The sequence below is a fragment of the Pacificimonas pallii genome (genome assembly GCF_019204005.1).
In the GTDB taxonomy this organism is placed as follows: domain Bacteria; phylum Pseudomonadota; class Alphaproteobacteria; order Sphingomonadales; family Sphingomonadaceae; genus Pacificimonas; species Pacificimonas pallii.
Genome location: NZ_JAGSPA010000003.1, coordinates 577,670 through 599,108, shown reverse-complemented (window position 1 = coordinate 599,108; position 21,439 = coordinate 577,670). Strand labels below are relative to the sequence as shown.

Here is a 21,439-nt window from a genome sequence, read left to right as displayed (position 1 = left end):
GGCAGACAGGAAAGACTGGTTTCTATGGACAAGCGTTTTCTCCTCATCGCCGCGGCTGGCTTCATGCTGACCATATGCCCCTGCGCCGCCGACGCGCAGGAAACACCGCCCGCGACGGATTCGGGCGTACTGGTCGCGCCCGGCGCAAAGCGGGTGCCGCTCGATAAGTTCATGCCGCGCAAGGGTTGCGAGGGCGTGCCCGATGACGAGATCTGCGTCACTGGCGACCCTTATGAAGAGCCGGAGGAGACACCGCCGCCGCCAGATCCCGGTGATCGCCTGCTCGATGTTCAGTCCGAACGCTCGACACTTGCGAATACCGGCTCGCAGACGCCGATGGACTGTTCTCTTGTCGGTGCGGCAGGGGTATCGGGTTGTGCGATCAATGATTTCAAACAGTGGAAAAAAGAGCGCGAGCTGCAGAAGAAGCGCGAACAGCTTCCCATCGAATAGCCGGCGCATGCGCGCGCGGTCATGGCCGCGCCCCTGTCCCCGTGATATGACGGGTCATGGCTGACACCTACCCCCGCGTGAAAACCCGGCGCGCGATCATTGACCGCCGCGCGGTTGCCGACGCACTTGCGATGTGCATGGCCGATCGCGCCACTGCGACGGAAATCCTGCGGCGTACCTATGAGGACGGCGTCGCCGAACTGAATGCGCGCATAGACGCCGATCCGGGAAAGGGGCTGGCGCATGCCAATTCGAGGTCGTTTCTGACCGATCAGCTCATCCGCCTGATCTATGACTTCGCCACACAGCGGCTTTATCCGAACAGCAATCCGACAGCCGCGGAGCGTCTCGCGGTTTGCGCCGTCGGCGGTTATGGTCGCCGCGAAATGGCCCCGTTCAGCGATGTCGATCTGCTGTTCCTGACCCCTGGGAAGCTGACGGCATGGTCCGAGCAGATCATTGAGGCGATACTCTACACGCTATGGGACCTTGGCTGGAAAGTCGGTCATGCGACGAGGTCGCTTGACGAGATGGTCCGTCTGTCACGGGAAGACGTGACCATCCGCACGGCGATGCTCGAGGCGCGCTATCTTTGGGGCGATCAATATCTGTATGATTCGGCGGCGTCGAAATTCACCGCTGAAGTCACGCACGGAACAGAACGGGATTTTATCCAGCAGAAGCTGGCGGAACGTGATACCCGCCATGAACGGATGGGTGACAGCCGCTATGTCGTGGAGCCGAATGTCAAGGAAGCGAAAGGCGGCCTTCGCGATCTGCACACATTATTCTGGATCGGAAAATATACCTACCGCGTCGACCGTGCCGCGGAGCTGGTCGACCGCGGCCTGTTCGAGCCGGAGGAATATCGCCAGTTCAATCGGGCGGAAAATTTCCTCTGGTCCGTGCGGACCCTGCTACACCGCCTGTCGAACCGGGCGGAGGACCGGCTTACCTTCGACATGCAGAGGGAACTTGCGGCCCGCCTCGGCTATCAGGAGCGTGCGGGCAGCGCGCCGGTCGAACGCTTTATGCGGCACTATTTTCTAATCGCGAAATCTGTCGGCGACCTGACCGGGCTTTTCCTCGCGCATGTGGAAGAGCAGCATGCCGCCGCGCGCCTGCGTTTACCGAGCATCACGCGCGCGCCGCGCCGGTTGAAGGGGTTTACCGTTCGCGATGGGCGCCTCGGCATTCCCACGGAGAATTTTTTCCAGGAAAGACCACTGCGGCTGATGCGTCTGTTCGCGCTTGCCGATCAATATGGCTATGAAATCCATCCGCTCGCGATGCGCCAGGCGCGGCGCGATGCACAGCTTGCTGCGGACCTTCAGGAAGACGAGAAGGCCAATGCGCTGTTCATGCAGGTGCTCACCAGTCCGCGCGATCCGGCGCTTGTCCTCCGATGGATGAACGAGGCAGGCGTTTTCGGCCGCTTCATGCCGGATTTCGGCCGCGTCGTGGCGCGCATGCAATATGACATGTACCACCATTATACCGTGGACGAACATACCATTCGCGCGATTGGCCTGCTGTCCAAGATCGAGAAGGGGGAATTGGCGGGCGACCATCCCGTCGCGACATCGCTGATTCACAAGATCGCCAGCCGCGAGGTGCTCTACGTCGCTGTCCTCTTACACGATATTGCGAAGGGCAGGGGCGGGGATCACAGCGAAGTCGGGGCCGAGGTGGCGGAGCAGCTCTGCCCGCGCATGGGCATGACATCGGCGCAGACGGAGACGGTGGCCTGGCTGGTGCGCTGGCACCTCCTAATGTCGGCAACCGCGTTCAAACGTGATTTGTCGGACCCGAAAACAATCGAAGACTTCGTGGTCCGCGTGCAGAGCCCGGAGCGGCTGAAGCTGCTCCTCATTTTGACGGCCGTGGATATCCGCGCTGTCGGGCCAGGCACGTGGACGCCGTGGAAGGGCCAGTTGCTGACCACATTGTTCGAGGCGGCGGAGGCACGCCTGCGTCTTGGCCATCAGGAACATGGTCGGCAGAATCAGATCGACGCGAAGCAGGCGGCTGTCGCTGACGACCTTGGCTGGGACAAGGCGCACATGTCGAGATATGCGGCACGTTTCTCCGACAGCTACTGGGTGGCGGAACCGCTCGCCACGCTTGCGGCCAATGCGCGGCAAATCGACACCGGTGAGCGTGAACTGAGCGTCGCCACGACCGTCGATCCGGAAACCGGGCTGACGCACGTCACGACCTATGCCAGTGATCATCCGGGTATCTTCATGCGGCTCGCAGGCGCAATCAGTTTATCGGGCGCCAATATCCTCGACGCGCGCGTCCACACCACGCGTGACGGCATGGCGCTCGATAATATCGGTATCACCGCGCCTTTGGGGGAACCGTTCAATGATCCGGGTCAGCTGACGCGGCTGCGCCAGAATATCTGCGATACGCTGGAGGGGCGTATCCGCCTGCGCGAGCGGCTGGCGAAACGCCCGCTGGCCATGACGCGTGCCGATAGTTTTCCGGTGCAGACGCGGGTCCTGGTACAGCCAAACGCGTCCAACCGTTTTACCGTCGTTGAAGTGAACGCTGCCGACCGTCCCGGGCTGCTTTATGCGCTGGCGCGCGCACTGTTCGATGCCAAATTGACCATCCGCTCGGCCCACATCATGACATTTGGCGAGCGCGCGGTGGACACGTTTTACCTCACTGACCTGATGGGGCACAAGCTGGACAGCGTGCAGCGCCTGCGCGGTCTTGAACGCCGCCTGCTGAACGCTGCGAAGGTCGCGGAAGAAGAACGCAAGGCGGCCTAGAACAGCAAATCCGCCAGCCGCTTCTTCTGTGCGCGGGCATCGCCAAACCGGCTTGCGTCCCAGATCGCCCGGCGTCGGTGCAGGCCGGCATCGCAATCATAGGTGAAGCCGAATCCGCCGTGAAACTGGATCGCGCGGTCGGCGGCATAGCTATAGGCTGTCTCCGCCTGCGCCTTTGCCATGCGGACTGCGACTTCGCCGCATCCCTGATCGCCGAAACTATGCGCGGCGGCGTACAGATGTGAGCGGGCACGCTCATAGCTGACAAAGGCGTCCACGAGCGGATGCTTCAGGGCCTGATAGCTCCCGATGAGTTTCCCGAATTGCTTGCGCGTACGCAGATAGTCGGCGGTATAGTCAATGACCCGAAACGCGCCGCCGCACATCTCTGCGGCGTGCAGCAGGGCGCCGGCCAGTTCCACATGGGCAAGTGTCGCCGCGACGGTGTCATCCGGCATCATGCCATCGGCGGGAATTTCAAAGGCCGTCAGGGTCAGCTCATAGGCGCGGCGGGTATCGTCGATAATGCCTTCCCGCCTGAGCGCGCCTTTGGGCAGCGCGCCTGTTTCAGCGATCGCCAGCCGGGTCCGCCCGCCATGGCCGATCGTCATGATGATCAGGTCTGCATTTGCGCCGTGCTCGATCAGACCGATGCGGCCCGACACCATGACGCCGCCCTGTTCGGATTCGCCAAGCGCCTTCATCATATCGTCATTGTCCGGGTCTGCGATGGCCAGGGTCCCGATCACCTCACCGCTCGCCAGTGCGGGGAGCCAGCGGTCACGCTGCGCATCCGACCCGCATTTCAATATGGCCTGCGCGGCGAGCGTCGATGCCATGAACGGCGTGGCCATCAGGTGCCTGCCCATCTGCTCCATGACGGGCGCGACTTCGGCAATGCCAAGGCCCACGCCGCCATGCGCCTCGGGAATCGCGATCCCCAGCCAGCCAAGGCGGCAGATCTCGGCCCAGACGTCGGTGTCATAGCCGTGCTCATCTTCGATCAGCGCACGAACACGGTCGATCGGCGATGTCTCGCGGCAGAAATTTGCCGCCACCTCCATCAGATCGACCTGTTCTTCTGAAACGCCGATACGGCCGAGGGCGTCTGTAATGCTGTCCATCACCTTACCTCGTTTTCGGCAGGCCGAGCACATGCTCGCCAATAATATTGCGCTGGATCTGGCTGGTGCCGCCGCCAATGGTGGCGCTGAAGGCATTCAGGTAACTGCGCGCCCACCAGCCTCCATCTGCGGCATTGGGTTCGTCGATATAATATGCCGATTTCGATCCCAGCAGGGTCAGCGCGAATTCCGAAATCTCCCGGAACAGCTCGGTGAACTCCAGCTTCGACATCGTCGGCAGCGACATGGGGTGATCACTTGTCAGCGCGGGCAGGCGTTTCCTGTCGTTCGACAGGCTGAGCGCGTGCATGTCCATGATATGCCCGATCAATCGGTCCTGTAGCACGGGATCATCCATCGCCGTCTTGCCATCGCGTTTCGCCTGCCGGGCAATGTCGATGACGCCCATCATATCAGGCGCGACGGAGACGTAGCCGCCCGCTTGACCGCCGCGCGCGCCGCGTTCATATTCCAGCGTTCGCATGGCGACTTTCCAGCCATTGCCCTCACCGCCAATCAGACTGTCGGCGGGGATGCGCGCATCCTCAAAGAAGGTCTGGGTAAAGCCATATTCGCCGGTCAGCTTTTGCAGCTTCCGCGTGCTGATCCCCGGCACCGTCATTGGCGCCAGGAAAAAGCTCAGTCCGGCATATTTTGTTTCCGCATCCGGGTTGGTCCGCGCAAGCAGGATCATGTATTTCGCGTAATTGCCCTGCGTGGTCCAGATCTTGGAGCCATTCAGCACGAACCCGTCATCGTCGCGCTCTGCCTTTAGCTGAGCATTGCCAAGGTCACTGCCATTTTCAGGTTCCGAAAAGCCCTGGCACCAGATGTCCTCCGCGCTCAATATCCCCTTCAGATAGGCGCGCTTCTGCGCCTCGGTGCCGGTGTCGAGGATCAGTGGCCCGGCCCAGTTCAGTCCGATCGCGTTCAGCAGGATCGGCGCGCGGTGCGCTTTCATCGCCTTGGTGGCGACCTTTTGCAGGGCGTCTGAAAGTCCGCCGCCGCCATATTCCGCCGGCCATGCCGCGCCCAGATATCCGGCCTCGTACACTTTGCGTTGCCAATCGCGCAGAAAGTCGAACTGCCTGTCCTCGCCCACCTCCATAAATGTCAGCGGCAGCAGGAAGCCCGGATCGTCCGGTACGTTTTCGGAAAACCAGGCGTCCGCATCAGCGGCAAATTCGGCGAGTTCTTTTGGCGATGTCGTCATGCCTGCCAGCCTACGCGCCGCGCGGCCTGTTCATAAGCTTGTAAAAGTAGCAAGTGAGGGCCGAACGGAATTATTGGAGGTGAAGCATGAGCGTCACGATGGAAGTGGAAGACGGCACCGCGCTGATCACGATGGATGACGGCAAGGCGAACGCAATTTCCCATGAAATGCTGGACGCGCTTGAACCGGCTCTTTCCGACGCTGAAGCCGATGACACCGTCAAAGCGATTGTCCTGGCTGGCCGCGAGGGGAAATTCTGTGCCGGTTTCGACCTGAAGACGATGCAGGGCGCTGCCCCCGCCGACGCGGCGAAACTGGTCAATCGCGGCGGCGTGTTCGCGCACCAGCTTTTCGCCTGCGCAAAACCGGTCGTCGGTGCGGCGACCGGCCATGGAATCGCGATGGGCGCGCTTCTCCTTCTTGCCTGCGACACGCGGGTAGGGCCGAACGGCGCGTTCAAATTCGGCCTCAACGAAACCGCCATCGGCATGGTCATGCCGCGTTTCGGGCTCGAGCTTGGAAAGGCGCGCCTGCAGTCTGCCGCGCTGACCAGCGCCATCGTGCAGGCACGCATCTACGATTCGGAAGGCGCGGTTGCTGCGGGATATCTCGATCTTCTGACGAACGAGGACACCATTATCGGCACGGCCCTGGAAATTGCCGCCGCGCTTGGAAACCTTCCGGCCAAGGCATATGCGGGAAACAAGAAACTGGTCCGCAAACCATTTCTGAAGGCCATGGAAAAGAGCCTGTCCTAGCGGATCATCGGCGATATGCGCGCTGTCCTGTCGCATATCGGCGGCGGATGTGCCGTCCTATTGACGTCGCCAGGGATTGAGGGATCACGAACGGAGGCTGGGTGCCATGTTCGAAAATGCCGATGCCATCCTGCTGGCCCGCATTCAATTTGCGTTCACGATCAGCTTCCACTTCATATTTCCGGCTTTTTCCATCGGTCTGGCGAGCTATCTCGCCGTCCTTGAGGGGATGTGGCTGAAGACGAAACAGCCTGTCTATCTCGATCTTTTCAAATATTGGGTGAAGGTGTTCGCCGTCACATTCGCCATGGGTGTCGTGTCGGGCATCACCATGTCCTATCAGTTTGGAACGAACTGGTCCGTCTTCTCCGACCGGACAGGCCCCATTCTCGGTCCCCTGATGGCCTATGAAGTGCTGACGGCGTTTTTCCTGGAAGCCGGATTTCTGGGTGTCATGCTGTTCGGAATGAAGCGTGTCGGTCCGAAACTGCACTTCGCGGCCACGCTCATGGTCGCCATGGGCACATGTGTCAGCGCGTTCTGGATCCTGTCGGTGAACAGCTGGATGCAGACGCCTGTCGGTTTCGCGATCAACGATGTCGGTCAATATGTGCCAGCGGCCTCGTGGTGGGACATCGTCTTCAACCCCAGCTTTCCATACCGGCTCGTCCATACGGTCATTGCCGCCTATCTGACGACTGCATTCGCGGTTGGCGCCGTCGGAGCGTGGCACCTGCTGAAAGACAAGGCCAACCTGCACGCGCGCAAGATGTTTTCGATGGCGATGTGGATGGCCGCCATCGTTGCCCCGATCCAGATCGTCGTTGGCGATCTCCATGGCCTGAACACATTGGAGCACCAGCCGCAAAAAGTGATGGCGATGGAGGGGCACTATGATTCGTACCCCGACGGCGCGCCGCTTATTCTGTTCGGCATTCCCAACAGTGAAGAGAAGCGCGTCGATTACGCGGTGGAGATCCCCAAGGTATCGTCGCTGATCCTGAAACACGACCTGAACGCGCCTCTGGATGGCCTCGATACCATTCCCGACGAAGAGGAGCCGCCGGTCGGTATTGTGTTCTGGTCGTTCCGCATCATGATCGGGCTCGGCTTCGCCATGCTGGGGGTTGGCGTGCTTAGCCTGTTCGCGCGCTGGCGCGGGAAGCTCTATGACTGGCCGCTGCTTCACCGGCTCGCGCTGATCATGGGCCCGTCGGGTTTCATCGCCGTTCTGGCAGGCTGGGCGACGACAGAGGTCGGGCGTCAGCCCTACACGGTCTACGGCGTCATGCTGACGGCGGACAGCGCATCGCCGATATCCGCGCCTGCCGTCGGCGCATCGCTGATGGCATTTGTCATCGTCTACTTCGCGGTGTTCGGGATTGGTGTCTGGTACATCCTGCAACTGGTCGCCAAGCGGCCGCATGCCCATGAGTCCGGCCCGGCCCGCGCGCCCATCCGAAGCGCTGGCATCACGCCCGGCCCGGCAGAGGGGAAGGGCGGCGATGGCCGCATGGACACCCGCCCTCAGAACCCTGAAGTGGAGCCTGCGAAATGAGCGGTCTGGAAACCAGCCTGCCGCTGACGACGATCTGGGCGTTCATCATCGCCGGTTCCGTATTTGCGTATGTCGTCATGGACGGTTTCGACCTCGGCATCGGTATCCTGTTCCCCTGGTTCGATGTGGGGAATGAGCGCGACCAGGCCATGAACGCCATCGCGCCCGTATGGGACGGGAATGAGACATGGCTGGTGCTGGGCGGCGGCGGCCTGTTCGCGGCGTTTCCGCTCGCTTACGCCGTGGTATTGCCAGCGCTCTACCCGTGCGTGATCGCCATGCTGCTCGGCCTCGTCTTTCGCGGCGTGGCGTTCGAATATCGCTGGCGGGACCCCGGGCACCGCGCATTATGGGATATTGCGTTTACCGCCGGTTCCGTCGTCGCGGCGTTTTCACAGGGTCTCATTCTCGGCGCACTGCTCGACGGGATCGCGGTCGAGGCGCGCGCCTATGCGGGCGGCTGGTGGGACTGGCTGTCCCCGTTCAGCATCCTGACCGGCATCAGCGTAATTGTCGGCTACGCGCTGCTGGGCGCGACATTCCTCATCTACAAGGTGGAGGGCAATGCGAACGTGATTGCGAAACGCTTCGCATGGCGACTATTCTGGGGAACGGGCGCGGCAATTGCCGCCGTTAGCGCCGGGACGCTGTTCCTTTCGCAGCGCTATTTCGAAAAATGGTTCAGCATGCCGGGCCTGGTTTATACCAGCATTGTGCCCATCCTTGTCGCGGTCCTCTGTTTCCTGTTCATCCGCGCGATGCGGCGGGGGCAGGAATTGGCACCGTTCCTGATCTGCCTGGGGCTCTTCCTCGTCACATTCGCTGGCCTCGGCGTCAGCATGTGGCCCGACATCATCCCCGGGGCGGTCAGCATCATGGACGCCGCGGCGCCCGCGAAAAGCCAGATCTTCATGCTGGTCGGTGCCGCCATCATGATGCCGATCATCATCGCTTACACCGCTTATGCCTATTGGGTGTTCCGCGGAAAGGTCGGTAGCGATGGTTATCATGACTGAGCAACCGCCGCAGGCGCCGCTGTGGCAGCGTTTGGCCTGGATGGCTGCGATATGGCTGATGAGCGTGGCTACGCTCGGCGCGGTTGCTTATCTGATCCGGGCATGGCTGAAGGTCTGATCACGGGGAGACATCACATGCTGAAATTCATTCTGGGCACGTTCATGGCCGCTTTGCCGATCGGCACCGTCGCCGCACAGGATATGAGCCGGTTTCATGCAGGCGATGTGGTGGCGGATTTCGGCCCTGTCGCCAGCATCGATCAAACAGACCCCGTACCCGCCGATGCGAAATTCAATATCGCCTTCGACGTCGCCACCGCGGCTGAACCAGGCGAGGTCAGCCGCCAGCTCGAAAGCGCGGCACGTCTTCTGAACATGCTGGCGGAGGCAGGCATCGATCCCGCCAGCGTACGCCTCGCCATCGTCGTCCACGGCGGGGCATCGACAGACCTGCTGTCAAACGCAGCCTATGCCGCGCGCCACGGGGGTGCGGAGAATGCGAATGCGCCGCTGCTCGCCGCGCTGCTGGAAAAACAGGTGCGCGTGATCCTGTGCGGGCAAAGCGGCGCGGCCCACGGCATCGATGCCGACGACCTGCTGCCCGGCGCGGAAATGGCGCTGTCGGCCATGACCGCGCACGCCCGGCTGCAACAGGCGGGCTACACGCTCAATCCATTCTGAGCCGCTGGCAGCTACGGCAGGGGTGTGGATGCGGACGAAACCGTCCCGACAGCCTCGGCCGCTTGCGCTTCCGCAGTCTCGGTGGCCGCAGCCGCTTCCCGGTCCCGCTCGGCCCGGCTCTTTTTTTCGCTTGCGGTTTTCAGCTGGCCGCAGGCGGCCATAATGTCCTGACCGCGCGGTGTGCGAATGGGTGCGCTGATGCCCGCGTCGAACACGATTTTGGAAAAGGCCCGGATTCGCTCCGGCGCCGAGCAGGCATATTTGCTTCCCGGCCACGGGTTGAATGGAATCAGATTCACCTTCGCGGGCAGGTCATGCATTTTCAGCAGGCGAACCAGCCTGCGCGCATCGGCATCGCTGTCATTCAGGTCTTTTAGCATGACATATTCGAACGTGATCCGGCGCGCATTCGACGCGCTTGGATAGGCAGCGCAGGCGGCCAGCAGTTCCTCGATGCCATATTTTCGATTGAGCGGCACGATCTCGTCGCGGACGTCCTTGTTCACCGCATGCAGGCTGACCGCCAGATTGACGCCAATCTCGTCACCGCAGCGTGCCATCATCGGCACCACGCCCGATGTGCTGAGCGTGATCCGCCGCTTCGACAGGCCAAGGCCGGTCTCGTCCATCACGATGCCCAGCGCGCTTTTCACATTGTCGAAATTATACAGCGGCTCACCCATGCCCATCATCACGATGTTGGTCAGCATGCGCGACGCGCCGACCATGACCTCGCCTGGCCGGGGCCATTCGCCCAGCGCATCGCGGGCCAGCATGATCTGCCCCGTGACTTCGCCAGCAGTCAGGTTGCGGACCAGCTTCATCGTGCCGGTGTGGCAAAAGCTGCAATTCAGCGTGCAGCCAATCTGGCTGGAAACGCACAGCGTCCCCCGGTCTGCGTCCGGTATGAACACCATCTCATATTCATTCCCGTCACCGGTTTTCAGCAGCCATTTGCGCGTGCCGTCTTCACTGACCAGCGCTTCGGTGATTTCCGGGCGGCCGATGATGAATTTCTCTTCGAACAGCGTACGGTGCGCCTTGGCGATGTCCGTCATCGCGCCGAATTCGGTCTCACCGCGCAGGTAAATCCAGTGCCACAGCTGTTTGGCGCGCAACCGCGCCTGCTTTTCCGGCATGCCGATATCCAGCAAGGCCGCCTTCAGTGCGGGCTTTTCAAGGCCGACGAGGTCGGTACGGCCGTCCGCCCGAACGGGTTGCGGACGGGGTACAGGCACGGGGCTGTTCGCGCCCGGAATGGTCATCGCGGCAGTTGGCATGGCTGTGGACTTAGGGGCTCTGGCCCGGATTGTCAGCAGGCGCAATGTCGACGCCCCGAGGACATGAACGGAATCTGAAACGGGAATACAGATCGCGTTCAGGCGACTGTCTGCAGATGCGCTTTTCCCACCCTCAGAGAAGAAAGCTATCCCAATGTTCAAGTCGAGTATCATCATCGTTGCCGCGGCTCTTGCCGTTCCAGCTGCCGCGCAGGCCAAGGATGCCGATAAAGCGATCCCCTATGTTGGACTGAACGCGGGCTGGCATCAGCTTGAGAAGTTCGACGGTAATGATTTTGGGGTCAATGACGACTTCGCGATCGATGGCCTCTATTATGGCGCTTATGCCGGTGTGCATGTTCCGGTGGGCGAAAGCCTGATCGTCGGCCTTGAAGGCAATTTCAATTTGGGGTCGTCCGATATCGACAAGGAATATGGCCTGACAGCGCATATCGGTACGAAGATCGGTGAGAATTCCCTCATTTTTGTCCGCGCGGGTTACCAGTGGATCGATCTCGATCTCAATAACGTCGCCGGAGAGATCGGCACCGCGCTCGGCTTTGAAGGAGCCGATCGTGATGATTTCATCGACGGGTTCAATAATGGCGCAGGTAGTGCTGACACGGTCGACGACTATCTGGTCGGCATCGGCGCCGAGTTCGGCCTTGGCGAAAGCGCCGCCTTTCGCCTGACCGCTGACACGGTCAGCTTCGATACGGTTCGTCTGGGCGCAGGCGTCAGTTTCCGTTTCTAGCGAACGGTACCTGAATGAAACACGCGGGCCGCGGCGGTTACACCGGCGCGGCCCGTGCTGTACCGAGGTCGGCCGTTCTTTTTAATATCCTTTTGGCGCGTCGCGACCGTCGGCGCTTCCCATTCCCATATGGATTGACGTTTCCGCCCCGTTCTCGATCCTGAACACCGTCCCCTGCGGCGCGTCGCCCGCAATCGGCACGCAGCCCGGTTCGATGGGGTCGCCGCCGACCAGTGCGCCGCGCAGGACGCGCGCGGTAATGCCATGCGAAACGACAAGGGCGGGGCGGACCGGGTCCAGCTCGGCCAGCCAGTCGTCGAGCCGCGCCCGGATGTCGGGATACCATTCCCCCTGCGGCGGCGGGACACTGAACAGGCGGCGCTCCGCATCGACGATCGGCACGCCCGCCTCTTCGACAATGTCCTGATAGCGGCGTCCCTCCCAGGCACCGACATCGATTTCCAGCAGCCGTTCATCCTGCCTGATATCGAAATAATCGCGCTCCAGATGCTCCGCGACCACTGCGCATGTTTGCAGCGTACGCCCGGCCTTTGACGACCAAAGGTCGATATCCGGCTTTGCGCCCAATATGCCATGCAGCGCGGCGCCCATGGCGTCCGCCTGCTCGATTCCCCTGCGGGTCAAAGGGGTATGTCCCATATGTCCCTGCATCCGCGCGCCGAAATTGAATACGGTCTCGGCATGGCGGGCAAGATAAAGCGGAGCTGTGCGGGCGGGCGGTGTGCGCATGGAGGGTCCAGTCTGGTTGTTCGATAGGCGGCTTAGGGCGCGGCGATACATATGGTCAGTCCCCAAAATCGATACCGACATGTTCTTTCCTACCCGGGTGCTGGGCGTTAGAGACGGGCAATGTTGAATTTCAGGAGACTGCCCTCCCATGGCCGACAAAGTATACGCAAATGCCGCCGCCGCCCTGGAAGGGCTGACCGTTGATGGCATCACCGTCATGGCAGGCGGCTTTGGCCTGTGCGGTATCCCCGAAAAGCTGATCGCGGCGTTGCGGGATTCGGGTGCGAAGGACCTGACCTGCATCTCCAACAATGCCGGTGTCGATGATTTCGGACTCGGCCTCCTGCTGCGAACGCGGCAGATCAAGAAGATGATCTCCTCTTACGTCGGTGAGAATAAGGAGTTCGAACGCCAGTATCTGGGCGGCGAACTGGAATTGGAATTCAACCCGCAAGGGACGCTTGCCGAACGCTGCCGCGCGGGCGGCGCGGGCATTCCCGGCTTCTACACAAAGACCGGCGTTGGCACCCTGGTTGCGGAGGGTAAGGAGCATAAGGAATTCGGCGGCGAGACCTATATTCTGGAGACCGGCCTCGTCGCGGACGTGGCGCTGGTAAAGGCGTGGAAGGCCGACCCATACGGTAACCTCGTTTACCGCAAGACCGCGCAGAATTTTAACTCTGTCATGGCCACGGCAGGCAAGGTCACCATCGCCGAAGTCGAGGAACTGGTCGGCCCCGGCGAACTCGATCCCGACCGCATCGACACCCCCGGCATTTTCGTCCAGCGGCTTATTGTTGGGCAGGGTTACGAGAAACGGATCGAGCAGCGTACAGTTAGGGAGGCGGCATAATGCCTTGGACACGTGATCAGATGGCGGAACGCGCCGCGAAGGAACTTCAGGACGGGTTTTACGTCAATCTGGGGATTGGCATGCCGACGCTGGTGGCGAATCATATTGGTGAGGACATCGATGTGACGCTGCAGTCGGAGAATGGCATGCTGGGCATGGGCCCGTTTCCAACAGAAGACGAGGTGGACGCCGATCTGATCAATGCGGGCAAGCAAACGATTACTGAATTGAAGCGTACCAGCTATTTCAGCTCCGCCGACAGTTTCGGCATGATCCGCGGCGGGCATATCGACCTGTCGGTGCTGGGCGCGATGGAGGTCGCGGAAAATGGCGACATCGCCAACTGGATGATTCCCGGCAAGATGGTGAAGGGCATGGGCGGCGCGATGGACCTGGTCGCAGGCGTCAAGCGTATCATCGTGCTGATGGACCACACGAACAAGGCGGGTGAAAGCAAGTTCCTGAAAGCGTGTTCCCTGCCGCTGACGGGAAAGAATGTGGTCGACATGATCGTCAGCGATCTTGGCGTTTTCCGCCGCCTGGACCATGACAGCCCGTTCCAGCTGATCGAGCTGGCGCCGGGTGTTACCGAGGAAGAGGTTCGTAGCAAGACCGAAGCCCATTATGAGGTCGCGCTATGATCCGCCCGCTTGCCTGCGCTGCCGCCGTCCTTACGCTGGCGGCCTGCGAAACGACGCCCGGCTATTACACCGCGCTGGAGCAGCTTGGCATTGAAAAGCGCGATCTGCTGGTCGACCGGGTCGAGGACACGCGGGCGAGCCAGAAGGGCGCGCAGGAGGCGTTCCGCGCCGCCCTCAGCAATTATCGCAGTACAGCGAATACGGACGTTTCGCGGCTGGAGGGCGCCTATGACCGGTTCAACGGCGCCTATGACAATGCGAAGGACAAGGCCGCCGCGGTGAGGAGCGACATCGGCTCCATGCGCCGCGTCGCAAAGGACCTGTTCGCCGAGTGGGAAGCGGAACTGAACCAGTATCAGGACCCTAGCCTGAGGGCATCGTCCGAAGCGCAGCTGCGCGATACGAAGGCGAAATTCGCCGCGCTCGATACGCGCCTGACCCAGTCCGAAGCGAAGATGCAGCCCGTACTGCTCGTCTTCAGGGACCGCGTTCTCTACCTGAAACACAATCTGAACGCGCAGGCCATTGCGCAGATGCGCGGAGAGGAAGCGCGCATTTCCGGCGATGTCGACGCGTTGATCGCCGACCTGGATGTGTCGATCGCGGAGGCCAATCGCTTCATCGCGGAGATGCGCAGCTGATCCCGCGCACGGTCTGATGCGCGCCTGCCAAGAAAACTCTGTCCGCGCCCCACTCTAGGCGTTTGCGCGGCACGGCAATTTCGCTAAAGCCGTAGGCCGAGTCAGTTTCAGTTTCGAAGATGGGGTATTCCATGAAAGCGACGGTTGAACGGGCGACTTTGCTCAAATGTCTGGGCCATGTGCAGTCTGTCGTCGAGCGCCGGAACACAATTCCCATTCTTTCCAATGTACTGATCGAGGCGGAAGATGGCGGCCTGAAGCTGACCGCGACCGACCTTGACCTGCAGGTCGTCGATTCAATCGCGGCGACGACCGATACGGCCGGTGCCACGACCGTCAGCGCGCATACCCTGTTCGACATTGCCCGCAAGCTGCCCGACGGCAGTCAGGTGTCGCTGGACGTCGGCGACGGCAATATGAAGATCAAGGCGGGGCGTTATTCGTCCAAACTGTCGACCCTGCCGCGCGACGATTTTCCCATGATCGCCGAAAGCGAACTGCCGACGACGTTCAGCCTGCCCGGCGGCACGCTGGCGGAAATCATCGACAAGACACGCTTCGCGATCTCAACCGAAGAGACGCGCTATTATCTGAACGGCATTTTCATGCACGTGACGGACGGCAAGATGTATGCCGTCGCCACCGATGGACACCGCCTGGCCCGCATGACGCTGGACGCGCCGGACGGGGCCGAAGAAATGCCCGATGTCATCGTGCCGCGCAAATGCGTCGCCGAGCTTCGCAAGCTGCTGGACGAGAATGAGGGCGACGTCGAGATCGGCCTGAGCGCGTCGAAAATCCGCTTTCGCGTCGGCACGGCCGTGCTGACATCGAAGCTGATCGACGGCACGTTCCCCGACTATAGCCGCGTGATCCCGACCGGGAATGACAAGCTGCTGCGTGTCGACCCCAAGACGCTGGCAGAGGGCGTCGACCGCGTGTCCGCCATCGCGACCGACCGTACCAAGGCCGTCAAGCTGACGCTCGACAAGGGCCGTATCGTCCTGAGTGTGACCAGCCCGGAAACGGGTACGGCGACCGAGGAAGTGCCGGCGGACTATGATAATGATGGCTTCGATGTCGGATTCAACGCGCGCTATCTGCTCGACATCCTGCATGAGGTGAAGGGCGAACAGATCGACGTCCATCTGGCCGATGCCGCCGCGCCGACGCTGATCCGCGAGGGCGACAATTCGAACGCGCTATACGTCCTGATGCCCATGCGGGTGTAACGCCGGGACAGGCACGATCGCGACGAAGTTGGCGAAGGTGCCACAAGGCCGGCATTTAGATTTCAGCACGTTATTTTCGGGTTTTGAGGTTGAGAAAGAGCTGCCGCCACCGAACGGCGCGGCGGATGCATCACTATGTCCGGGCGTTGCGGGTGTAGGAAAGTCATTTCCTGAACCACAGCGAAATCAATGATTTGACCATATGAGATGGAAGTTTATGGTCCCTGCCGAGTCTGTTGCCCGCCGTGCCGGTCAAAGTTTGTGATGGGCCCCGGTTAAGGCGGTGAATGAGGCGTGCCCCTCCCGACCTTCTCAAACATCCCGTTTTCGCCGATAGACGCAGGTGTGACCACGGAACCCCGCATCATTTCCCAGCTACAGCTGACCGATTTCCGGTCGCACGCGGCGACGCGTCTGGCGGCAGGGGCGGGGCTGATTGCGGTGAGCGGGCCGAACGGGGCCGGGAAGACGAACCTGCTGGAGGCGATTTCATTATTGTCGCCGGGACGCGGGTTGCGGCGGGCGGCACTGGGGGCGATGGCGCGCGAAGGCGGTGCGGGCGGTTTCGCCGTCGCCGCACGGCTGGACACGGGCGCTGGCGAGCCCGTCGAGATTGGCACCGGGATCGATGCCGGGTCGGCGCGCCGGATGGTCAGGATCAACGGGTCACCGACGAGCGCGGCGGCGCTGTCGGAGTGGCTGTCGGTGTTGTGGCTGACACCGGCGATGGACCGGCTGTTCACGGGTCCGGCAGCGGACCGGCGGCGGTTTCTGGACCGGCTGACGCTGGCACTATTCCCCGGACATGGTCAGGCGGCGACGAGATATGAGGCGGCGATGCGGGAGCGAAACCGCCTGATCGCCGATGACCGTACGGGCGATGGCTGGCTGGGCGCGGTCGAAATCGAAATGGGGACATACGGGACGGCGCTGGCGCAGCAGCGGGCGGCGGCGGTTCAGTCGCTGTCGGCCGCGCTGGCCGGTCAGGACGGGCCGTTTCCTTCGGCGGCGCTGACGATAGACGGCCATGCGTGGGGACATGCCGCCGAATTGACGGCGGCGCTGGCGACGTCGCGCCGAAATGATATTCGTGCCGGGCGAACGCTGGTGGGGCCGCACAGGGACGATCTGATCGTGCGTCACGCGGAAAAGGAACAGGAAGCGGCGCGCGCGTCCACGGGCGAGCAAAAGGCGCTGCTGATCGGGATCGTGCTGGCCCATGCCGGGCTGGTGATGACGCAGACCGAGCGGCGGCCGGTGCTGCTGCTGGATGAAGTGGCGGCGCATCTGGACGAGGCGCGGCGGGCGGCGCTGTTCGGCCTGCTTAATGGGCTTGGCGCGCAGATCTGGATGACAGGCACCGATGCAGCGCTGTTCCGCGATATGCCGGGCGCGGCAACGCATGTGGACATGACCGGTGGGGCGCCGGTCGTTCGGGTCTGATCCAGGCGTTTGAGAAGCCATTTCGGGGGGCGGTTTCCGGCTATGGCTGATGCCGCTCAGGATGACCGGGTTTCGCCGGTTGTTTGAAACGGAGTGTTTGCGGCGAACCTCTTTCCAGAACTGCGCATTGTGGAAACAGGGGCGAAATCGCGCAGTTTTCCGTGCATTTTTGAAGGTGAGTCGCTATATAAAAACAATAGATCGCGCGCCGCTCGCCGGCCTGCGCGATCTGCTGTTTTTCAAGGCGGGGAAAAGGACTTCACTTGGCCGATAACGACATGACCGACGAGACGGGCGCGCCCATTGCAAACACAGCGGATAATGGTGATTATGGCGCGGATTCCATCAAGGTTCTCAAAGGACTGGATGCCGTTCGCAAACGCCCGGGCATGTATATCGGCGATACTGAAGACGGTTCCGGCCTGCATCATATGGTGTTCGAGGTTTCCGATAACGCCATCGATGAGAGTCTGGCGGGACACTGCGACCTGGTCACGATGACGCTGAACGCCGATGGATCGGTGACGATCAGCGACAATGGCCGCGGCATTCCGACAGACATTCATGCCGAGGAAGGCGTGAGTGCAGCCGAGGTCATCATGACCCAGCTGCACGCCGGCGGCAAGTTCGATCAGAACAGCTATAAGGTGTCGGGCGGCCTGCACGGCGTCGGCGTATCGGTGGTGAATGCCCTGTCCGACTGGCTGGAGCTGCGTATTTTCCGCGACGGCAAAGAGCATTGGATGCGGTTCGAAAATGGCGACACGGTCGAAGCGCTGAAAATTGTCGGTGACGCCAATGGCCGGAAGGGGACCGAGGTCACCTTCATGGCGGCGGAATCGACCTTCAAGCTGATCGAATATGATTTCGAGAAGCTGGTGCATCGTTATCGCGAACTGGCGTTTCTGAATTCCGGCGTGCGCCTGCTGCTGGCCGATGAGCGCCACGCCGAGCGCGAGGAAGTCGAGCTATATTATGAGGGCGGCGTCGCCGAATTCGTGAAATATCTGGACCGCAACAAGACGCCGATCATTCCGGAACCCATTCTGGTGATGGGGGAGCGCGATGATGTCGGCATCGAAGTCGCGCTGCAGTGGAATGACAGCTATCACGAGCGGGTCCAGCCCTTCACGAACAACATTCCGCAGCGCGACGGCGGTACCCACCTGGCCGCGTTTCGCGGGGCGCTGACGCGCACGCTGGGCGGGTATGCCGAGAAATCGGGCGCGCTGAAGAAGGAAAAGGTTTCCCCCACTGGTGATGATATGCGCGAGGGCCTGACCGCCATCGTGTCGGTGAAGGTGCCCGATCCCAAATTCTCCAGCCAGACCAAGGATAAGCTGGTCTCCTCAGAGGTGCGCTCGGCGGTGGAAGGCCTGATCGGCGAGAAACTGGGCGAATGGCTGGAAGAACATCCGCACGAAGCCAAGATCATCGTCGACAAGTTCGTCGGTGCCGCCGTCGCGCGGGAAGCGGCACGCAAGGCGCGTGAGGCGAGCCGGAAAACGGTGCTGGGGATATCCTCGCTGCCCGGCAAGCTGAACGACTGCCAGGAAAAAGACCCCGCAAAATCCGAACTGTTCCTGGTCGAGGGTGACTCCGCCGGCGGCAGCGCCAAGCAGGGGCGCGATTCCAAATATCAGGCCATTCTGCCGCTGCGCGGCAAGATCCTGAATGTGGAGCGGGCGCGGTTCGACCGCATGCTGGGCTCAAAGGAAATCGGCACGATCATCCAGGCGCTGGGCACCGGGATCGGCCATGAGGATTTCAATATCGAGAAGCTGCGTTATCACAAGATCGTCATCATGACCGACGCCGACGTCGACGGCGCGCATATCCGCACGCTGCTGCTGACTTTCTTTTACCGGCAGATGCCGGAACTGGTGACGGGCGGGTATCTCTACATCGCGCAGCCGCCTTTGTATAAAGTCGAAAGAGGCAAGTCCGAAGTCTATCTGAAGGACCAGCCTGCCTTTGACGAATATCTGATCGATGGCGGCCTGGAGAATATGGTTGCCGAAACCGCCGACGGCGCGCGGTCCGGAAAGGACCTGAAACTGCTGATCGATCAGGCGCGGCGGATGCGCATGCTGCTGGGCTATGTCCCGGGCCGGTATCACCCCCGGATGGTTGAGGCGGCGGCCGTTTGCGGCGCGCTTGGAAAGGCGGCGGATCAGGCGAATGCCGATATGCTGGCCCGCCTGCTGAACGCGGAAGGCGAAGACGGCGAGTGGGCCGTCGTGCTTGGTGACGGCGAGGCGGGGGGATATATGATTACCCACAGACTGCGCGGCGTTACCGATGCGTATGTGCTGGACAATCAGCTGCTTATGTCCGCCGAAGCGCGGAAGCTGGCGCAGATTTTCGAAGGCGAGACAGCGTATCGCGAATCCATTCGCATTGGCGAGGACCATGTCGTTCGGCGGCCATCGGAGCTGTTGGATGCGGTCTTTGCGATCGGGCGCAAGGGCCTGAGAGTGCAGCGCTATAAAGGACTTGGCGAAATGAATGCCGAGCAGCTGTGGGAGACCACGCTGGACCCGTCAAATCGGTCGCTGCTGCGGGTGGAAGTCGAGCAGGCGGACATCGCCGACGACATCTTCACACGCCTGATGGGCGACGTCGTCGAACCGCGCCGCGAATTCATTCAGCAAAACGCCCTGTCCGTGGCCAATCTGGACGTCTGATCGGCTCTACGAGGACTTAATATCCGCGCTTATGAACCCAAGGTCGTGTTCGATGGGCGCATGGCTTCGTTCCTGTCAGCGTTCGTGAGACGAATTGACCGGAAATTCGCCATGGGCGGCGAGATGGCAAGATGGGGAGATGTTGGAGCCCGGTTTACGGGGCGATATACGGTATCAGTCCGGCAATGATCGCGACCGCGATGAGGTTGAGCAGCAGGCCGCGCCGCATCATATAGGATGCGGACAGTTTTCCGGTCATGAACGCGATGGTGTTCGGCGCTGTCGCCACCGGCATGATGAAGGCCGCATTGGCGGCAAATGCCGTGCAGAGGGCGAGCGCGACCGGAGACAGGCCCGCCCCTTCGCCAAGGGCAGCGGCGATCGGCAGCAGGATCGCGACCGATGCGGTGTTGCTGATGAATTCGGTCACCAGGGACACGAGCAGCACGAAGCACAGCAGAATCGCCCAGCCCGGCAAGGCGGCGAGCATGCCGGTCGAGGTTCCGATCCAGCCGGTCAGGCCGGATGCCTGAAACCCATGGGCCAGCATCAGACCGGCACCGAACAGGAAAAGCACGGTGAACGGAAATGATGCGAGCGATGCCAGCGGAACCAGCCTCTCCCTCGCCCCTCGTTCCGTCGGCAGCAACCAGAACAGCGCGGCGACGAGCAGCGATATCGTCACGTCATTCCACAGCGTTTCTGGCAGAAATATATTGACGAGCGGGCGCGACAGCCAGCCTGCCAGAAGCAATGCGAGCAGCAGCAAGGCGCGCCTCTGAGGGGAGGAGAGGCGTGACGATGGCCGAGCGGTGTGCCCGCTTGCCTTCGCGGGCGGCACGTCCCCTTTGGGTAGCGATCCCGATACGGTCAGGACTGCCCAGCTGGCCGCCAGCAGGGTCGCGGAAATCGGCAGTGATATGGCCATCCATTCGACGAAGCCGATCTCTACCTGCAAGGCGTTTTTCAGAAACGCCGCAGTCAGGATATTGGGAGGTGTACCGATCAGGGTCACCATTCCGCCGATCGTGGCCGCATATGCCACCCCCAGTGCCAGGGTCGCCCCCAGTCCCTGCGTTTCCGTCCCGTCGCTCCCCTCGCTGGCAAAGGCAAGCGCGGCGGGCATCATGATCAGCGCAGCGGTGGTATTGCTCATCACCATGCTGGCGAGCGCGGTGACGAGCATGATTCCGGCGAGCAGCCCCCTGGCGCTTCGCCCGAACAGAAAGCCGATCCTGTCCAGCACCCATCGATGGACGCTGTGCCGGTCGATGGCACAGGCGGCAACGAACCCGCCAAGGAAGACGAGTAATCCCGGTTCGATCGAAGCCAGCAGCAGCGCGCCGGGCGTGGTCACACCATATGCGGGAAGCGCGATCAGCGGGAGCAGTGAGGTCACCTCCAGCGGCAAGGCTTCGGAGCCCCACCATAGCGCCATGACGATCGCGACCATCGCCGTCAGGAAGGCGGGTTGCGGAATGGCGAACTGACCCGAGACCAGCGGCGCGACGAGGAGGAAAAGGATACCGGCCGCGACAGGCGGATATTTGAAACGACGCTTGGTTTGCATCG

At 61.7% G+C, this 21,439-nt stretch carries 19 protein-coding genes; 14 read left to right on the top strand and 5 right to left on the bottom strand.

All coding sequences use genetic code 11. The features are described 5' to 3' along the window. Positions 1–24: 24 nt before the first annotated feature. Both KCG44_RS11450 and KCG44_RS11445 read left to right on the top strand, forming a co-directional pair. A complete protein-coding gene (locus KCG44_RS11450) occupies positions 25–453 on the top strand; it encodes a hypothetical protein (protein ID WP_218446212.1) in 429 nt (142 codons plus the stop codon). A 56-nt stretch (positions 454–509) separates the two neighbouring features. Continuing rightward, on the top strand, positions 510–3,236 hold the full coding sequence (locus KCG44_RS11445; protein WP_218446211.1) for a [protein-PII] uridylyltransferase: 2,727 nt from the start codon (positions 510–512) through the stop codon (positions 3,234–3,236). On the opposite strand, the gene KCG44_RS11440 is transcribed toward KCG44_RS11445, so the two are convergent. Together KCG44_RS11440 and KCG44_RS11435 are read right to left on the bottom strand one after the other, a co-directional pair. Further along, positions 3,233–4,360 carry an acyl-CoA dehydrogenase family protein gene (locus tag KCG44_RS11440; RefSeq protein WP_255536497.1) on the bottom strand — a complete coding sequence of 376 codons (1,128 nt, stop codon included), beginning with the start codon at positions 4,358–4,360 and terminating at the stop codon, positions 3,233–3,235. The two genes, KCG44_RS11445 and KCG44_RS11440, sit on opposite strands and share 4 nt — an antisense overlap. 4 nt (positions 4,361–4,364) lie before the next feature. After that, positions 4,365–5,573, bottom strand: coding sequence for an acyl-CoA dehydrogenase family protein (locus KCG44_RS11435; RefSeq protein ID WP_218446209.1), 1,209 nt, complete (start codon positions 5,571–5,573; stop codon positions 4,365–4,367). A gap of 86 nt (positions 5,574–5,659) precedes the next feature. Here KCG44_RS11435 and KCG44_RS11430 point away from each other — a divergent pair, with 86 nt between their 5' ends. From KCG44_RS11430 to KCG44_RS11410, 5 genes are all read left to right on the top strand, one after another. Beyond that, on the top strand, positions 5,660–6,331 hold the full coding sequence (locus tag KCG44_RS11430) for a crotonase/enoyl-CoA hydratase family protein (RefSeq protein WP_218446208.1): 672 nt from the start codon (positions 5,660–5,662) through the stop codon (positions 6,329–6,331). A gap of 106 nt (positions 6,332–6,437) precedes the next feature. Next, entirely contained in the window at positions 6,438–7,889 is a 1,452-nt protein-coding gene (locus tag KCG44_RS11425; protein ID WP_218446207.1) for a cytochrome ubiquinol oxidase subunit I, read from the top strand. Then, positions 7,886–8,905 carry a cytochrome d ubiquinol oxidase subunit II gene (gene cydB, locus KCG44_RS11420; RefSeq protein WP_218446206.1) on the top strand — a complete coding sequence of 340 codons (1,020 nt, stop codon included), beginning with the start codon at positions 7,886–7,888 and terminating at the stop codon, positions 8,903–8,905. The genes KCG44_RS11425 and cydB overlap by 4 nt, the downstream gene beginning before the upstream one ends. Next, positions 8,898–9,023: a DUF2474 domain-containing protein gene (locus KCG44_RS11415; protein WP_218446205.1), complete on the top strand. Its 126-nt coding sequence runs from the start codon at positions 8,898–8,900 to the stop codon at positions 9,021–9,023. The genes cydB and KCG44_RS11415 overlap by 8 nt, the downstream gene beginning before the upstream one ends. A 17-nt stretch (positions 9,024–9,040) precedes the next feature. After that, entirely contained in the window at positions 9,041–9,586 is a 546-nt protein-coding gene (locus tag KCG44_RS11410) for a DsrE family protein (RefSeq protein WP_255536496.1), read from the top strand. An 11-nt stretch (positions 9,587–9,597) separates the two neighbouring features. Here KCG44_RS11410 and rlmN read toward each other — a convergent pair whose 3' ends face one another. Then, on the bottom strand, positions 9,598–10,866 hold the full coding sequence (gene rlmN, locus KCG44_RS11405; protein ID WP_500797177.1) for a dual-specificity RNA methyltransferase RlmN: 1,269 nt from the start codon (positions 10,864–10,866) through the stop codon (positions 9,598–9,600). Between the two features lie 154 nt (positions 10,867–11,020). Here rlmN and KCG44_RS11400 point away from each other — a divergent pair, with 154 nt between their 5' ends. Continuing rightward, positions 11,021–11,620, top strand: a complete 600-nt coding sequence (locus tag KCG44_RS11400) for an outer membrane beta-barrel protein (protein WP_218446204.1) — start codon at positions 11,021–11,023, stop codon at positions 11,618–11,620. Positions 11,621–11,701: 81 nt separating this feature from the next. Here the strand turns inward: KCG44_RS11400 and KCG44_RS11395 are convergent, their stop codons facing one another. Further along, complete coding sequence (locus tag KCG44_RS11395) at positions 11,702–12,370, bottom strand: histidine phosphatase family protein (RefSeq protein WP_218446203.1); 669 nt, start codon at positions 12,368–12,370, stop codon at positions 11,702–11,704. A 148-nt stretch (positions 12,371–12,518) separates the two neighbouring features. Between KCG44_RS11395 and KCG44_RS11390 the strand changes: the two genes are divergently transcribed. The 6 genes from KCG44_RS11390 (at position 12,519) to gyrB (ending at position 19,867) form a co-directional block, all read left to right on the top strand. Then, positions 12,519–13,223, top strand: coding sequence for a CoA transferase subunit A (locus KCG44_RS11390; protein WP_218446202.1), 705 nt, complete (start codon positions 12,519–12,521; stop codon positions 13,221–13,223). Further along, on the top strand, positions 13,223–13,864 hold the full coding sequence (locus KCG44_RS11385) for a CoA transferase subunit B (RefSeq protein WP_218446201.1): 642 nt from the start codon (positions 13,223–13,225) through the stop codon (positions 13,862–13,864). Before KCG44_RS11390 ends, KCG44_RS11385 begins: the two co-directional genes overlap by 1 nt. Beyond that, entirely contained in the window at positions 13,861–14,505 is a 645-nt protein-coding gene (locus KCG44_RS11380) for a DUF2959 family protein (RefSeq protein WP_218446200.1), read from the top strand. The genes KCG44_RS11385 and KCG44_RS11380 overlap by 4 nt, the downstream gene beginning before the upstream one ends. A gap of 131 nt (positions 14,506–14,636) precedes the next feature. Continuing rightward, positions 14,637–15,737, top strand: coding sequence for a DNA polymerase III subunit beta (gene dnaN, locus KCG44_RS11375; protein ID WP_218446199.1), 1,101 nt, complete (start codon positions 14,637–14,639; stop codon positions 15,735–15,737). Between the two features lie 345 nt (positions 15,738–16,082). Then, complete coding sequence (gene recF / locus KCG44_RS11370; protein ID WP_369411973.1) at positions 16,083–17,180, top strand: DNA replication/repair protein RecF; 1,098 nt, start codon at positions 16,083–16,085, stop codon at positions 17,178–17,180. 278 nt (positions 17,181–17,458) lie between these two features. Further along, positions 17,459–19,867: a DNA topoisomerase (ATP-hydrolyzing) subunit B gene (gyrB, locus tag KCG44_RS11365; RefSeq protein WP_218446319.1), complete on the top strand. Its 2,409-nt coding sequence runs from the start codon at positions 17,459–17,461 to the stop codon at positions 19,865–19,867. Between the two features lie 154 nt (positions 19,868–20,021). On the opposite strand, the gene KCG44_RS11360 is transcribed toward gyrB, so the two are convergent. After that, complete coding sequence (locus KCG44_RS11360) at positions 20,022–21,437, bottom strand: SLC13 family permease (RefSeq protein WP_218446198.1); 1,416 nt, start codon at positions 21,435–21,437, stop codon at positions 20,022–20,024. Positions 21,438–21,439: the final 2 nt, after the last annotated feature.

Excerpts from the sequence above, each read along its gene's own strand:
- KCG44_RS11450 (WP_218446212.1), top strand. The coding sequence starts at position 25 with ATGGACAAGCGTTTTCTCCTCATCGCCGCGGCTGGCTTCATGCTGACC.
- KCG44_RS11445 (WP_218446211.1), top strand. The coding sequence starts at position 510 with ATGGCTGACACCTACCCCCGCGTGAAAACCCGGCGCGCGATCATTGAC.
- KCG44_RS11440 (WP_255536497.1), bottom strand. The coding sequence starts at position 4,360 with ATGGACAGCATTACAGACGCCCTCGGCCGTATCGGCGTTTCAGAAGAA.
- KCG44_RS11435 (WP_218446209.1), bottom strand. The coding sequence starts at position 5,573 with ATGACGACATCGCCAAAAGAACTCGCCGAATTTGCCGCTGATGCGGAC.
- KCG44_RS11430 (WP_218446208.1), top strand. The coding sequence starts at position 5,660 with ATGAGCGTCACGATGGAAGTGGAAGACGGCACCGCGCTGATCACGATG.
- KCG44_RS11425 (WP_218446207.1), top strand. The coding sequence starts at position 6,438 with ATGTTCGAAAATGCCGATGCCATCCTGCTGGCCCGCATTCAATTTGCG.
- cydB (WP_218446206.1), top strand. The coding sequence starts at position 7,886 with ATGAGCGGTCTGGAAACCAGCCTGCCGCTGACGACGATCTGGGCGTTC.
- KCG44_RS11415 (WP_218446205.1), top strand. The coding sequence starts at position 8,898 with ATGACTGAGCAACCGCCGCAGGCGCCGCTGTGGCAGCGTTTGGCCTGG.
- KCG44_RS11410 (WP_255536496.1), top strand. The coding sequence starts at position 9,041 with ATGCTGAAATTCATTCTGGGCACGTTCATGGCCGCTTTGCCGATCGGC.
- rlmN (WP_500797177.1), bottom strand. The coding sequence starts at position 10,866 with ATGCCAACTGCCGCGATGACCATTCCGGGCGCGAACAGCCCCGTGCCT.
- KCG44_RS11400 (WP_218446204.1), top strand. The coding sequence starts at position 11,021 with ATGTTCAAGTCGAGTATCATCATCGTTGCCGCGGCTCTTGCCGTTCCA.
- KCG44_RS11395 (WP_218446203.1), bottom strand. The coding sequence starts at position 12,370 with ATGCGCACACCGCCCGCCCGCACAGCTCCGCTTTATCTTGCCCGCCAT.
- KCG44_RS11390 (WP_218446202.1), top strand. The coding sequence starts at position 12,519 with ATGGCCGACAAAGTATACGCAAATGCCGCCGCCGCCCTGGAAGGGCTG.
- KCG44_RS11385 (WP_218446201.1), top strand. The coding sequence starts at position 13,223 with ATGCCTTGGACACGTGATCAGATGGCGGAACGCGCCGCGAAGGAACTT.
- KCG44_RS11380 (WP_218446200.1), top strand. The coding sequence starts at position 13,861 with ATGATCCGCCCGCTTGCCTGCGCTGCCGCCGTCCTTACGCTGGCGGCC.
- dnaN (WP_218446199.1), top strand. The coding sequence starts at position 14,637 with ATGAAAGCGACGGTTGAACGGGCGACTTTGCTCAAATGTCTGGGCCAT.
- gyrB (WP_218446319.1), top strand. The coding sequence starts at position 17,459 with ATGACCGACGAGACGGGCGCGCCCATTGCAAACACAGCGGATAATGGT.
- KCG44_RS11360 (WP_218446198.1), bottom strand. The coding sequence starts at position 21,437 with ATGCAAACCAAGCGTCGTTTCAAATATCCGCCTGTCGCGGCCGGTATC.